A 14,075-nucleotide genomic window follows, 5' to 3' on the forward strand; every position below is an offset into this window, starting at 1 on the left:
GAAATAGTGAAGCTCCTCATCGCAGCGGCGGCTTGGTCATCGCGCGAAGTCAAACCGATAAATTTTAAAATTTTGCGCAGCAAAATTTCTGACTATCTTTCGCGGAGACTTCGCAAGCGTCTTAACGCTTGCTCGTATTGCTCCGCTCAGGTGCAGGGAGTGCTTGCACTCCCGCTCGCAAGGATGAGCTTAGCTCGTCCGCGAATTTAAACCGATAAAAATGCAGGCGTTAGCCTGCCGTAACTTTAGCGGGGCGTGGGGCAGAGCCCCGTTCGCAGGCTCGAACCTTATTCGAGCCGAGAAGTTAAGATCAAAACGGATACGTCAAGCAACACACCCTGCCGACCTTTTCGTTGTAGCTGACGTCAAGCTTCAGATCGTATAGCTTGCTTAAAATTTCGCTCTTTATGATCTGCTCGGCCTTGCCGTATGCGACCTCGCCGCCGCCTTTTACGAGCGCGACGTATCCGCCCAAAAGCAGCGCGAAGTCCGGATTGTGCGTGGCTAAAACGACGGTGTAGCCGTTTTTTAAAAGCTCCTTTGTGGCGCGGAGGAATTTGTATTGGTTGGCAAAGTCTAACGCCGAGGTCGGCTCGTCGAAGATCACGATCTTAGGCTCGCTGCAAAGTGCGCGCGCGATGGACGCCATCTGCCTCTGACCGCCGCTTAGGCGCGTGATGATCTTGTCTTTTAGGTGCCAAATTTCAAGCATTTTCATGTAGCGCTGCGCGAGCTTGTAGTCGTTTTCGCTCGGCTGCGAAAAGATCCCGATATGCGCCGTGCGCCCCATCAGGACGTATTCAAAGACGCTGTAGTCGTACTCGCAGACCTCGCTTTGCGAGACGTAGCCGATGATCTCGGCGCGCCCTTTGGCGCTGAGGCTCGCCATATCCTTGCCGTCAATTGAAATTTTACCGCGCAGAGGCTCAAGCGTGCCGCTGATTAAATTTAAAAGCGTCGATTTGCCCGCGCCGTTTTGACCCAAAATCGTCAGCATCGCGCCCGCTTCGAGGTTGAAATTTACGTCGTGCAGCGTCAGAGGGGCGGATTTTACGTAGCCGAAGTCTAAGCTCTCAACCCTAACCATTTAGCTTCCTTTTGTTTTTAAGCAGGATGAATATAAAAAATAGCGTGCCGATAAAGCCCGTAAGCACCCCTAACGGGATCTCGCTTTGATTTATGCTGCGCGCTACGTCATCTACGATGAGCACGAAGATCGCGCTTAAAAATATGCTCGCGGGGATCGCCTTGGTGTTGCTCACGCCCACGATCATGCGCGTTAGATGCGGCATCAAAAGCCCCACCCACGCGACTATGCCGCTGATACACACGCTGCTTGCGGTTAGCAGCGTCGCGCAGACGATGATGATGCCTCGCTCCAGCACGACGTTTACGCCCAGCTTCGCCGCCGTCGCATCACCCATGGATAGGACGTTTATGCGGTAGCTCATCAGCACCAAGATAGCGATACAAACCCCCATCACCGGCGCTATCATCGCTAACACGGAGGGATCGACCTTCGCGAGGCTTCCTAGCTGCCAATACACGATGTCTGCAAGCTTCGTCTCGGGATCGGCCATAAATTTTAAAAATCCGATTAGCGCGCCCATCAGACCGCTTACGATGATGCCGGCAAGCACGAGCATTATGGTGGCGCTCGAACGAAGCGCTCGCGTGATCAGAAGCGTAATACAAACCGCGGCAAGCCCGAAAACAAAAGCGAAAAGCTGGATCAAAAGGATGTTTAGATCAAGCAGGATCGCGATCGCCGCGCCCACGCAAGCTCCGGCGCTGACGCCCAAAAGATCGGGCGAGACGAGCTGGTTTTTGAAGACGCCTTGATACGCCGTGCCGCTGATGCCTAAAGCCGCGCCCACGAGCACTGCGGCGATGATACGCGGCAGGCGCACCTGCATAACGACGTTGTGGACGTTTTGCGCTACCTCGCCGCCGCTAAGCGCTTTTAACACCTCGGTGATGCTTAGGCCGAAGCGCCCTATACAAAGCGATATCGCGATCGTCGCGATCGTCGCCAGTATCAGCAGCACGAGCATAAATTTAAAATTTTTCATACCTTCCCTTGCTCTAAATTTTATCTTTCGCCTTAAATTTAATCTTTGAAATTTCGCTTCATCGAAACCCGCTTAAAATTTCGCCTTCTAGCTCGTAGGCGAAAGGCTTGCGGCAAAATTCCTTCGTGATAGCTCCAAGATCAATACTTCAGAAAAGATCCGGATGAAAATTTTAGCCGCCTGCAAGATTTATAGTGTCGTCTCCATGCCCGTGCGGTCCCGTCCGAAAATGTTTGCGGCGCAGCATAGACGCACTTTTGCCGCGCCGCCTCAAGCTGCCAAACGCAGGACTTGGCATCAATGCCTCCGCCTCGTGCGACGTCTTCTGCCGATGATGACGCAGTGGCTGCAGCGGCTTTGATTTATGCATCTAAATCCTTAAACAGATGTGGCATTTTAGCACATATCATATTAAATTTTTATGATTTCAGCTTTCATATACGTGAGCAAATCTAATGGCGTGCAGCTCGTGTAATAAGGCCTTTAAGCGAAATTTCGCTTGCGGATTTCAGATGAGTGCCTACGAAATTTACGCTGAGATGGAATTTTAAAATTTCATCCGTTCGCGAAAGATGACTTAAGCCTGATGGCGGAATTTTGCCTGGCTAAATTCCATCGATTTAGCAGCAGACGCAGCGCGCAGCGAAATTTTACGTAGAATTTGAAGATTTGATTTAGAATTTCACAAACGGATGCGGCGCGAAAATTTTATCTTTATTTGACCTCGGTTTTGCTAGCCACTTAGTTGTAGAATTTTACTGCTCGTTTAGCTGTGGGATTTTATTTGCCCGCAAGGGGTTAAATTTTATCATGAAATTTCGCATCGCTTAAAATGCGATGCGAAATGAATCCGTCCGTCGCTACTGCCAGCCTAGAGCTTTGCGTTTTAAGCGCATGTCGCTTACCATTTTTAGCGCGAGCGCGACCGGATCGGTATCTACGTGCATCACAGAGCCAAGCGCACGCCTGGTGCCCTCTTTGAAAAAGTGTATGACGTTTGCGGAGCCGTGGATTTGATACTCGACGCAGTGATATGAGTCGATGCCCATTAGGCGGAATCCGAGCGAGGCATCGACGCCCTTTTCGTTCGCCCACTCGGGAGAGGTGAAGGCAAGCGGCAGCTCGTAGAGATTTTTGCCTAGCACCCCTGCGATACCTGCGAAAATTCCGCTGGAGCGGGTATTATCGATACACTCACCCACATGCCATACCGGCGGAAGCTCATCTTTTTCTAAAAATGCCCGCAGCGACGCGCCTGCTTTTTTATACGCGCTTTTCTGGCAAAAGCCCAGCTTCATTAGCGGGAACGACGCGCAGCCGTTGGTTAGGATTAGGACGTTATTTTCGATTAGGGTTTGTGCGACATCTATGATAGCGCGCTCATAAGGCACTTTAGGATTGGTGCAGCCGACCATATTTACGATGCCTAAAATTTCACCGCTTTTTAGCGCGTGCGCTAACGGCTCCATGCCGCCGTAGTGCTTATGGACGAATTCTACCGAAAAGCCCACTTCGGCCTCGACTTCATACGGCGGGATATATACCGGCAGCCCCTTGCGCTTTTCGTGAGATTGCAATGCGCGGTCTAGAATTTTACGCGCTAAATTCCTAGTCTCGGCGATATTACTATGGTGATGATCGTAGCCTATATGCTCGGCTCCGGGAAGTCTAGCTGATGAGCTTGTGGTAACGACCTTGGTCTGGAAGCAGTTAGCCACGTCCATGATCGCAGGATAGACATCTTGGACATCGGCGACCCACAGATCAAGCGCGCCCGTACCTATGACGAGTTCGGCAGTTACGGCGTTTGAGAGCGGCACAACGCCCCAGTTGCGATACATCGCCGATAGCCCAGAACAGCACACGCCGTAAAATGCGATCCCCTGTGCGCCTATTGCGCGAGCCTTGTCTTGGTACTCCTTAGAATTTCCGATCTCCACTATTAGGCTTACTAATGTCGGCAGATGTCCGTGCACGGCGATATTGACCCAGCCTTTTTTAAGCGCGCCCATATTGCTTTTGGAAGTTACGCGATCTCCTACGCCAAATAGTGCATCCGTAGCGATATTCGCAGCTACTACGCCGGTAAATGTAAAAGCAAGCCCGCAGCGCAAAAGATGCTGCATCACGCTGCGCCAGTCTCCGTCCGTGCCTACACCCGTTCGGTGATACGCCTCAAAGACTTCGTTATATGCACTAATCGGCAAGATATCCAGCTTCCGCCATACTTCTTGACGCTCCTTGGGTGCGAGCGCAGTGATGGTTTTATACTCGCCGCTGCTTTGCGAAAGATCTGTCAAAAGCGTATCGGCAAGCTCGATCGCTACCTCTTTTAACTCTCTGCCTTCAGTTGGAATTCCAAAGGCTTTGGCGGTATTGATGATTTTGTATTCGCCTATTATGGGCAAATCTAGCTTGCCCTGTGCCGCCCATTTTAGCGACAGCAGAAGCTCTCTGGCGTGCGCGCCGTGTTGAGCTACGCCTGCAGCTACTTGGCGCAGTAGGTTGCGCGATACGATGAGATCGGCGTCCGCACCGCAAGTGCCGCGATCGGCCTTTTTAGTAATTTTGCAAGGTCCCATATTACAGATCTTACAGCATACCCCGCTAAGTCCATAACTACACATAGGCATCTGTTTATCAAAGCGATCAAACGCCGTATCTACGCCGATCTGCTCCATCCTAAGCATCATTTCACGCACGGCGGGATCGGGGGTTTTCTCAAGTACTTCTTGCTTTGTAGGGAAGGTCTTTTTGTATTCAAGCAACGCCTTCATATAATCCGCCGTAAATTCTGCCTCGTGAAAATGCTCGAAAAGATTGCCCTGCGCGTCTTTATGTGTGTGCGGACTAGCCTCTGCGGGCACTAAAACTTTTGGGATGCCGTGCTCGTCAAATCCGATAATCGCGCGATGAGAGTGGGGTTTGTGATCATGGCAATGTTTGTCGTGCTCGTGCGAGCTGATGGCGGAATCTTCGTCGTGCTCATGCGAAGACGCCGCAGAATTTACGCCGTATTCGTGCAAATAAGCTGCGAGGTTTTCTTCTTGATCGTGTGGATGGGTCACAAGATCTTCGTCGTGTAGATGCGAGTGGATTGCGGAGTTATCGCTATGCTCGTGCGAGCAAGAGAAGTGGTCTTTGCTGCTTGGGCTCTTCGCAGGATTTGAGATGGAATTTGTCAAAGAATCAGCCATGGAATTTATTGTAGAGTTTATTGCGGATTTTTTAGCGTTGCTTGCGCTTTGAGCGCTTGAGCGCGCCGCAAAGTTCGTGCCTGAAGCAGAGCTTGCGCTATCATCGTAACTCGGTGCGGAATTTTTGGCTTCGCAGTCGCACTCGTCGCAGGAATTCTCGCCTGCGGCGCGATTTTTAGAAATTTTGTCGCGAGCATGTGAGGCGGAAGTTATAGAATTAGCGGCGGAATTTTTAGCAGTGCTTGCACTTTTGTCGAAAATGGATGCGGCGGAGCTTTTGACCGCGTCTGCGGCAAAATTTTCCCCCTTATTCGCGGCAAAATTTTCATCCGTCGCAGCCTTCTTGCGTGAGCCTTTTTGTTTTGAGATTTTGTCGTTTGCCATGGTTGTCTCCTTAAAATTTATTTTAAAAATAAGCGAGAATGTAGTCCTTAATAATATACTAAAAAACTACACTATCTAATTCTCATAGATAAAATTTAACGTGATTGTATTTTTTAATTGCTTTAAATTCCCTTAATAGCGCATCAAAGTAAAAGATAAAATTTTATGAATAAAATATACTAAAATAGCTGAATTTAAATTTCGCCAAGTGGCTCGATCATCTTAGATAATTGATTAGCCTAGCGGAGATTTCGCGAAACTGCAAAATTTTATGCCCCTTTTTCTTGCGCATGAAGTCTTGCGCGTCGCGCAATCTTGCAAACGTGATGAGATCGTCGCCTCTGGCGCTTTGCAGCACGCTGCCGAAAACATAAAACGCGTCCTGCGCCCGCAAAATTTCGCCGCTTGCGTAATCGGTGACGTAAAGCTCTGCACCGCCGAAATTTGCGTTCGTGGAATTTGCCTCGCTGAAATTGCCGCTAGCGGGATTTTTGCTCATCAAATTTTCCTCTGCGGAAGCCGCGCCGTTATTGCCGCTCAAATTTTCGCCCTCGAAAAAATATGCAGACATCGCCTTGGGCGAAGCAAACGCGAGCGCGCCGCCGTCTTTGAGCCTTGCATAGGCGCGAAATTCAGGGTGCGCGCTAGTATCGATGCCGTATTTGGCGCAGGTAAGATTTACGTCTTTAAGCCACGCGATCTCACGCACGCTTTTAGAATTCTGCGCCAAGCCGGAGCCTATATTATCAGGAGCGCTTAAATTCTGTGCCGAGCCAGAGCTTTGAGCCGCGGAATTTTGCATCTCAGCTGCGCCGCAAAGCGTTATAAATGCCGCCAAAATGAGTGGAAATTTCACGCCAAATCCTTTGATCTAAAGATAAAATAGCCCAAAACGAGGCTCGCCGCGCCCAGAGCGATCGGATAGAGCAGCGAAAAGGTGATGAAAAGTCCGCGCCCGAAGTGATCTAGGATAAAATACGCCGTCGTGCCGATGACCGCAAGATCGGGATCAAACAGGCTGATGGCGGCGATGCGGAAGTCCTCCATCGGGTTTGCTAGGGCGATCGCAAAGATCAAATTTTCGTTCACTCCCGTTTTTGCGAGCAGTCCGATCAGCACGAGATCCAAAAACGCAAGGCAGAAAAGCCAGACGAAAAACGCAAGCCCAAGCCCCATCTCTTGGCTTTTTGAAACGGCGCAGATCAAAAATGCGATCCCTAAAAACGCCGCACACAAGCTAAAAAGCAGCCCCGTATAAAGCAGGCAGATCGCCCACGGAATGCCCGTGCCTTTGATTGCGCCCCAAACGATCGCGAGCAGCAGCGATAAAAATATCGGCACGAACACTCCAAACAGCCTTCCTAGCGCCTTGCCGTAATAATACTGCGCCTGCGAGATCGGGAAGCTTAGCAGGTATTCGAGGATATTTAGGTCGCGATCGGCTAGGATCGCCTTGCTGGTGGTGACGAGCACGAAGACGGGCAGGATGATGATGCAGATCTGAATAAACAGCAGCAGCAGTCGCGAAAGCCCGCTAAAGCCGAGCACGCGCGAATCGGTCACTCCTGTGATGAAAAATGCCGCCACGAGTCCGCTAAAGATCAGCAGATAGAGCAAAAACCAGCGCGAGCGGAAGGATTCTTTGATATCCAAAGCGGCGATGGTGAGTAAATTTTTCATTCTTTTCCTTTATTGCGCCTCGGTGCGCTTTTAAATTTAGATTTCTCGCGCGGCTTAAATGCGCGCTTTTAAGCTCAGCTCCGTTTCGCGGCGCGGATTTTACAACCTTAAATTTGCCAGCCAAGCTTTAAATGGGCGGCAAAATTTTATCCGCCGCCTGTGACTGCGGATCGCGCATAAATTTTAAATTTACGGCTCGCTTGCGGTGCACTCAAACAGCGCGCTGTTTGCCGCCCGCTATCCGTCATCCGCCGCAGTTTTAAAATTTAGCCGTTTAACGGACCGCTTAAATTTTAGCTTCGTAAAATTTCAAAGCTGGGCGTATCCCGCGGCATAAAATTTTAAAATTCTAAAAATCCCGAATCGGCTAATTCCGCGCCGGATAAATTTTAAATTTACGGCGAAATTTTAAACCAGAGCGTCCGCGTAAATTTTAATTCGGCAGAACGAAGTCTCGCACCGTGCGTTAAATTTAGCTACGTTACAAGATAAAATTTTGCAGCCGTTTTCTAAGCCTAGCTTTGCCTCACGCCGAAGTCGCGAAGTAAAATTTTATCTCATCTATGGTGGCACGGGTGGCACGCTGAAATTTCAGGCTTTAAATTTAGTGCAAAACGAAGCCGCTTAAAATTTCGTCTTAGCCAAAGCGTCCTTAATGCGCGTGCCCTGAAGGCATATCGTGCGCAGTGCCGTTACTTTCGCGCATATTCCCCATATCGTGCGGTGAGCCTTGAGGATGTGCCGTGCTGCCCGCATCGCCGCCCATACCATGACCTGAGCCGTGAGTATGTCCCATACCGCTCATGCCGTGCTCTGCGGAGTGAGGGTCTTTCATGCCGCCCATATCGCCATGCATACTTCCCATATTGCCGTGCGCATCGTGACCCATATTGCCCATTCCCATGCCGTGCGAACCGCCGCCTGCTTTAAGTGCCGCGACTACTTGATCGAAGCTGAAGTCTTGCTTGCCCTCTTGCTTGTTTTTAAACGCGCCCCAGCCAAACGACATAGGGGTTTTAAAACCGCGATAAAAGTGCGCCGTGCGTGCGTCGATAAACTCGCCGTTGCCGCTAGCGTCGTTGATGTAAATTTTGGCGTCCTTCAGCCAACTAAGTTTGTCGTTGGTAACCATGAAATCCACCAAGCAGCCGATGTCGTCAAAGTAGTGGTTTTTGCCGTCCACGCGTACATCGACGCTGAAGCGGTTGTCGCTGATCGCCATCTGGCAGTGCTCGCACACGTCTCTGTCGTAGTGGACGTTGCCGTAGTCTTTCTCGTCGCCGCAGCCTAAAAACGTAAGCACCGCAAGTGCGCAAAGTAAAGCTTTAAACATTTTTGTCATCTACGATCCTCCCTAGATCCATTGAAATCATTCTTTTTACCAGCCCTCCCACTTCCTCGAGCCTATGCGAGATAAAGATCAAGCTTTTGTCTTTTGCGTGGTTGTGCAAAAGTGTCTTAAAACGCTCGCGCGCGCTCGGATCGAGATTGGCGGTCGGTTCATCAAAAATCATCGCCTTACTAGCTCTACCGAATGCTAGCGCAATTAAGAATTTTTGTTTCATACCGCCGGATAGCTTATGAAAGGGTTTGTTTAAATTTGAACTCAGATCAAGCTCCATTTCGCCGCAAAATTTTACTATATCCGCTCTGCTTGCGTCCGCCGTGCGCTCGGCGAAGTAGATGAGCTCATTTAGGCTCAGTTTAAGCGGCGGCGGGGTTTGCGGCACGAAGCTGATACCGCGTAGAGCGCGGCTGCGCTGCTTAAACGAATCAAATCCGTCGATAGCGACGCTGCCGCTTGTGGGTATGTATTCGCCTAAAATCGTCCGCATCAGCGAGCTTTTGCCCGCTCCGTTTTGCCCGACGAAAAGCACCTGCTCGCCGTCCGCGATATTTAGATCGATATCTTTTAAAACGAATTGATCTCCGAATTTCTTGCTTACGTTTTTAATCTCTATCATAGGCTTCCTTAGATCATATCTTTTAGTTTATTGCCGATACCGAGCGCGTCTTGGTGACACACGTCGATACAGCGTCCGCACAGCGTGCAGTCGATCCCTTTTAGCATAAATTTGCTCTTATCGCCCAGGTTTTCGGATGCCTTTTTTTTAGTGATATCCAGTACGTGCGAGACGAAGCAGACGTCTTGGCAAACGCCGCAGTGATCGCACCTGCTTTTATCCCAAGTAATCTTGCTAAGGCTCGCTTTCGCCGCAAGCGAATAGGTGCTACCTAGCGGGCATAGGTGCGTGCACCACATCCGCCTGCTAAAAAATACTTCGAGCAAAAACACAAAAACGATCCAAAGCCCCGCCAGCGAGAAGCCGTAGATGATGAGGCGCGATAAAATTCCCACGACGTTAAAAATTTCAAAAACGAGCAGATCCGTAATCGCGCTTAGCAGCAAAAACACCGCCCAGATCGCATATCGCATACCGCGAGGCAATGAGCGCTCCTTGATGACGTGCTTAGCGATTAGCGTATTATGCAGCTTTTCGCCGATCTCACTAAGCGCTCCGTAAGGACAGATCCACGAGCAAAACGCCTTGCCGCCCGCGATAAAGTAAAACAGCAAAATAGTGCCCGAGCCGATAAGCAAATTTATCGGCAGATCCTTGTGCGCGGCGATCACCTCAAGGGTGGCAAAGGGATCGGCTAGGTGAAAGCCAAGTATCCGCGAGCCGCTGATGTCGCCTTCTAAAATTTGAATATCGGCGCGAAAGGAAAGCACGAAAAGCAGATGCACCAAAAATACCGTGGCGTAGCGCAGTGCCCGAATGCTGGGGCGCAGTTTGCCGCTTCTGTTTTTAAGCGCGAAGGTCGAGAAAAAGCTCGTATTTTTGATCGTGCATCGCGAATTATATTTATCCAAGACTTACTCTTTAAATTTTGAAATTTCATCCGCGAGCTTATCTAGGCTCTCGTCGCTTACGTTGGTTAAAAGTCCGCTCATCAGGCTGTTTTTGATCTTACCCGCTTTATAATCTTTGAGGCTTGCTAAAATTTGATCCTTGCTCTTGCCGCCGATCGGCGGAGCGATCTTGCCGCGTCCGTCGTCGCCGTGGCAAGGCGCACAGCTTACCAGATATGAGCTGCTTACCTCAAAGTCGCGCTCTTTGACGCTCTGCTGCAAAATTTTAATATTTTTTACGTCCTTATCGTCGATGAGATCGACGCTTTTGCTCTGCGGCGCAGGCTTTGCTTGCACCTGCGGCTTGACTTCTTGCTGCGGCGCGCTAGAATCGTCCGAACTAGCCATAAAGATCATCAGCGCGATCAGTGCTACACCCAAAATCAAAGCTAAAATTTTGCCCGGTTTCATTTCTGCTCCTTAAATTGTTTGTTGAACTCGTAAATTTCTTTCGCCATCGTCTCTATCTGCTGCTCGCTCATGCCGTTTACGAGCTGCACCATAAGAGGATTAGGCTTTTCTTTGAATTTATACTTTTTAATCATATCCACGATCTGCGCGTCGGTTTTATCCAGAAGCGACGGACCGATGATGCCGTTGGCGTAGTCGTCGTGGCACGCCGAACAGCGCAGGATAAAATCGTGCCCAAGGCGCTTTTTCATCAGATCGAAATTTAGCTTTTCATATTGATTTTTAATGCTCGAATATGCCACGATATTTTTGGTCGTTTCGTTCACATCGCCGTTTAGGTTAAAATTTACCTTTCGCTCGCCGTAAAAATCGTAGCTTACGAACTTATCGTCCTTCTTGGGCGCTTCGCCGCTTTTAACGCTGATGCGAGGCTTTGCAGTGGAATTTTGATCCGCTTTCTGCGATGCGGAATTTACACTCGCGGAATTCTGATCCGCAGAATTTTGCCCTGCAGAATTTGCGGCGGCGGAGCTTGAATCGTCGTTATCTCCGCAGCCGCATAGCAAAAGCGCCGCAGCTAGCGAGCAGAGGTAGAATTTAATGGAGTTTTTCATTGTTTTCCTTCATAGATTGATTTGTAATCCGCCCGCGGGATTATCTCGATGATACGCGCCGGACAGAGCTCTGCGCACGCCCCGCAACCGACACAAGCGCTACGGATCTGCGGGGCGAAATGCGCGCCCGCCCTTATCATCGCGATGGCATCAAGTGGCTGCGGGTAAGGGCACAGCGACGCGCATAGATCACAGACCTTGCCCTCTTTCGCCGCCAGCGCTGAGTTTAACTCGCGCTCCTGCTCGGTCTTAGCGGGCTTTAGGCGCAGATCGCTAGATTTTAAGACCTGCCCGAGATACGCCAAACAGGCGTTTAAATTTTCGATCACAGCGATGCCCATTTTGACCTTTTTAGGCTCGTTCGTCTCGTGGCTAAGCGCGCCGCTTGGACAGGCGAGCACGCAAGGAAGCGCGCCGCAAAGATAGCAGCCTCGCTCTTTGGCATCGATAACGGGCGTACCGATGTCAAAAAGATGAGTAATATCCAGCAGATAGATGCTGTGATAGGGGCAGACCTGCACGCATTGGCCGCACTTGATACAACTGCTGCGGAAGCCGCGCTCCGCCAGCGCTCCCGGCGGACGCAGATATAAAGAGGCGGAATCCCCGCTAGAATTTTTTGCGGAATTTTGCTTTATGGAATTCGGCGCGGAATTTTGCCCTGCAGAATTTACGGAATTTTGCTCGTTTAAATTTTGCACTTCACTGCCCGCGGAATTGGCAGAATTTTCATCCGCAAACAAGCTCGCTGCCCCGAGTGTTCCGAGCGCCCCGCCGAGTAGTTTTATCGCTTCGCGTCTATTCTTTATCATTGCTTCATCCTGGGTTTTGGATCTTTTAGCAGTAGCTCAGGCTCTGAAAACGGAGCGAGCTTGGAGATGAAATTTAAAAGCGCGATCCCGCTGGAGCCGTAAAAAAACCGCACGCTCGGTTTATGCGCCCAAAGCCTATCGGCATAAGCATATGAGCTGTAGCTAACGTCGCCGTAACCGTCGCCGTCGCGGTCAAATCCGTCGTAATCGTCGAAGTAGTTGCCACTCCATTCGTTTTGCAAGAGCTTGGATTGGGGCGTATCGTTCAGTACGATCTCCATATTGCCTTTAAATTTATTGTTTTTAAATACGCTTTTTAGCTGCGTGGCGTGGAATTGCACGCCGATGCTGTTGTATTCGATATCGTTATTTTCAAAAACGTTAAGTGAGCCCGGCTGATACGGGGATTGATCCAGATAAAATCCGCGGGCGTTGTAGATGACTTTATTGTCGGTGATTGTAAAATTTGAGCTATCCTTCATACCGATGCCTACGCCGTAAGCGCCGTCCGCGTTGCGCACGACGTTACGCCTGGCGATATTGTCGCTTGAAAACATAAAAAATAATCCCACGCTGTTGCCGTCGTAGTAGTTATCCTCCACGACGTTATGCCCGGAGTTCATAAAGTGCAGAGAATAGCGACAGCTATGGCCTTTGTTGCCTGCGACGAGATTGCCGTTAGAGAAGTAAAAAACGGTGTCGCGGACGTTGTGGACGTCGTTATTTAAAATTTTATTGGCATTGGAATACCAAAGCTTGATGCCGTCGCCTTTGAAACTCGTGCGGTAGGTATTGCTTGAAATTTCGTTGCCCTCGATCGTTACGTCGTTTGCCTTGCTTAGCACGACGCCGTAGAGCACGTCTTTGATGAGATTATTTTTTATGATTACGCTGTTTACGTCGCTTACATTGATACCCGCATCCTCGCTAAGATGCTCGAAGCCTCCGTTTTGGATTGTTAAATTCTTGATTGTAACATGCGGAGAGCGGACGCGGATTACCGTTGCGTTGCGATCGCCTATGATCACGGCGGAGCGGTCTAGTCCGTCGATAGTAAGGGGTTTATCGATTAAAATATTGCCGTGGTACTCGCCCGCGGCTAGTTCGATAATATCGCCCGCTTTTGCGCTATCGATCGCGTCTTGAAGCTCGCCCGCGCCTAAGCTTAGCGCGAGCGAGAATGCTAGAAGCAAAAGCCTCATCTATGCTCTCGTAGAAATTTTTTCTTAGATAGTAGAGCTAACGCCGATAGTAGCGACAGAGCGAGCATCAGCCAAAAGCCAAGAGCGGGATATGAATGGGTAGTAAAATGCGCTACGCTGCCGTCGCCAAATGCTGTAGGCATAAAAGGCTTTATTTTAAACGCGCCCCAGTCTTGCAGGTTATGCCCGAACCAATACAGCCAGCCCACGTAGCAGCCTATGAAGATAAGCGGCGCAATGATCGGAAGTATCATGAGTAGGGTCTGTCCCTTGCCGTCGTAGTATAAAAACGCAAGCATTCCGATCGTAGCGATTATAAGATAATAGGGCGATAGCGAGTGCTCAAGCGTGCCGCCGCGCCAGACGGGATACATTCCGATATAGTGGTTTAGGGTATTCATCTCGCCGACATCGCCGCTAAAGCCGTCAACGTGGACGTAAAGTGGAATTCCATCGGGGAAAGCCTCTTTTGGATAGTTCGGCGCTTCGAGTGAAATTTTCCACACTGGTATGCTAGGGACCCCCACTTCAAATTTATGCTCCAGCATCGCGCCCAGATCGTTTTTAACATCGCTAGGGATTAGATGGTTTTTATACGAGGCTTTCGTGTATAAATTCCATATCGGCGCGGAGTATGCGGGCAGCTGCGAGACGCTGCTAACCTGCCCCGATATGATTCTGCTTTGGACTTTGAAAAATCCGAGCGTAGGGATGGTAAAAGCGACCGTCATAATAAGCAGCGCTAAAATCGCGTAAATTTTATATTTTGGCATTTCATCTCCTTTAAAT

At 49.8% G+C, this 14,075-nt stretch carries 15 protein-coding genes; 2 read left to right on the forward strand and 13 right to left on the reverse strand.

The window, feature by feature from the left end; all coding sequences use genetic code 11:
• Positions 1–210 (forward strand): hypothetical protein (locus Q0605_RS08765; protein ID WP_298706272.1); only part of this gene is annotated, 210 nt, incomplete at its 5' end.
• 100 nt (positions 211–310) lie between these two features.
• Here Q0605_RS08765 and Q0605_RS08770 read toward each other — a convergent pair.
• The 5 genes from Q0605_RS08770 to Q0605_RS08790 form a co-directional block, all read right to left on the reverse strand.
• Positions 311–1,087 (reverse strand): ABC transporter ATP-binding protein, encoded by a 777-nt coding sequence (locus tag Q0605_RS08770; protein WP_298706275.1) that lies wholly within the window; start codon positions 1,085–1,087, stop codon positions 311–313.
• A complete protein-coding gene (locus Q0605_RS08775) occupies positions 1,080–2,072 on the reverse strand; it encodes an iron ABC transporter permease (RefSeq protein ID WP_297943716.1) in 993 nt (330 codons plus the stop codon). Before Q0605_RS08775 ends, Q0605_RS08770 begins: the two co-directional genes overlap by 8 nt.
• A gap of 860 nt (positions 2,073–2,932) precedes the next feature.
• On the reverse strand, positions 2,933–5,653 hold the full coding sequence (locus Q0605_RS08780; RefSeq protein WP_298706278.1) for a carbon monoxide dehydrogenase: 2,721 nt from the start codon (positions 5,651–5,653) through the stop codon (positions 2,933–2,935).
• A gap of 217 nt (positions 5,654–5,870) precedes the next feature.
• Complete coding sequence (locus tag Q0605_RS08785) at positions 5,871–6,509, reverse strand: nitrous oxide reductase accessory protein NosL (RefSeq protein ID WP_298706280.1); 639 nt, start codon at positions 6,507–6,509, stop codon at positions 5,871–5,873.
• Positions 6,506–7,333, reverse strand: coding sequence for an ABC transporter permease subunit (locus Q0605_RS08790; RefSeq protein WP_298706282.1), 828 nt, complete (start codon positions 7,331–7,333; stop codon positions 6,506–6,508). The genes Q0605_RS08785 and Q0605_RS08790 overlap by 4 nt, the downstream gene beginning before the upstream one ends.
• Before the next feature lie 496 nt (positions 7,334–7,829).
• Here Q0605_RS08790 and Q0605_RS08795 point away from each other — a divergent pair, with 496 nt between their 5' ends.
• Positions 7,830–7,961, forward strand: a complete 132-nt coding sequence (locus tag Q0605_RS08795; RefSeq protein ID WP_297926811.1) for a hypothetical protein — start codon at positions 7,830–7,832, stop codon at positions 7,959–7,961.
• 24 nt (positions 7,962–7,985) lie between these two features.
• Here the strand turns inward: Q0605_RS08795 and Q0605_RS08800 are convergent, their stop codons facing one another.
• The 8 genes from Q0605_RS08800 to Q0605_RS08835 are packed head-to-tail and all read right to left on the reverse strand — an operon-like array spanning position 7,986 to position 14,059.
• A complete protein-coding gene (locus Q0605_RS08800; protein ID WP_298706284.1) occupies positions 7,986–8,675 on the reverse strand; it encodes a hypothetical protein in 690 nt (229 codons plus the stop codon).
• Positions 8,659–9,297, reverse strand: coding sequence for an ABC transporter ATP-binding protein (locus tag Q0605_RS08805; RefSeq protein WP_298706286.1), 639 nt, complete (start codon positions 9,295–9,297; stop codon positions 8,659–8,661). The genes Q0605_RS08800 and Q0605_RS08805 overlap by 17 nt, the downstream gene beginning before the upstream one ends.
• A gap of 8 nt (positions 9,298–9,305) precedes the next feature.
• Positions 9,306–10,208: a NapH/MauN family ferredoxin-type protein gene (locus Q0605_RS08810; RefSeq protein ID WP_298706287.1), complete on the reverse strand. Its 903-nt coding sequence runs from the start codon at positions 10,206–10,208 to the stop codon at positions 9,306–9,308.
• Positions 10,209–10,211: 3 nt separating this feature from the next.
• Positions 10,212–10,658, reverse strand: coding sequence for a cytochrome C (locus tag Q0605_RS08815; protein ID WP_298706289.1), 447 nt, complete (start codon positions 10,656–10,658; stop codon positions 10,212–10,214).
• Positions 10,655–11,272 carry a hypothetical protein gene (locus tag Q0605_RS08820; protein WP_298706291.1) on the reverse strand — a complete coding sequence of 206 codons (618 nt, stop codon included), beginning with the start codon at positions 11,270–11,272 and terminating at the stop codon, positions 10,655–10,657. Before Q0605_RS08820 ends, Q0605_RS08815 begins: the two co-directional genes overlap by 4 nt.
• Entirely contained in the window at positions 11,269–12,084 is an 816-nt protein-coding gene (locus tag Q0605_RS08825) for a 4Fe-4S dicluster domain-containing protein (protein WP_298706293.1), read from the reverse strand. The genes Q0605_RS08820 and Q0605_RS08825 overlap by 4 nt, the downstream gene beginning before the upstream one ends.
• Complete coding sequence (locus Q0605_RS08830) at positions 12,081–13,286, reverse strand: nitrous oxide reductase family maturation protein NosD (RefSeq protein ID WP_298706295.1); 1,206 nt, start codon at positions 13,284–13,286, stop codon at positions 12,081–12,083. Before Q0605_RS08830 ends, Q0605_RS08825 begins: the two co-directional genes overlap by 4 nt.
• Positions 13,283–14,059 (reverse strand): cytochrome C, encoded by a 777-nt coding sequence (locus Q0605_RS08835; protein ID WP_298706297.1) that lies wholly within the window; start codon positions 14,057–14,059, stop codon positions 13,283–13,285. Before Q0605_RS08835 ends, Q0605_RS08830 begins: the two co-directional genes overlap by 4 nt.
• Positions 14,060–14,075 lie beyond the last annotated feature (16 nt).

Source organism: uncultured Campylobacter sp. (genome assembly GCF_938017705.1).
Taxonomy (GTDB): Bacteria; Campylobacterota; Campylobacteria; order Campylobacterales; family Campylobacteraceae; genus Campylobacter_B.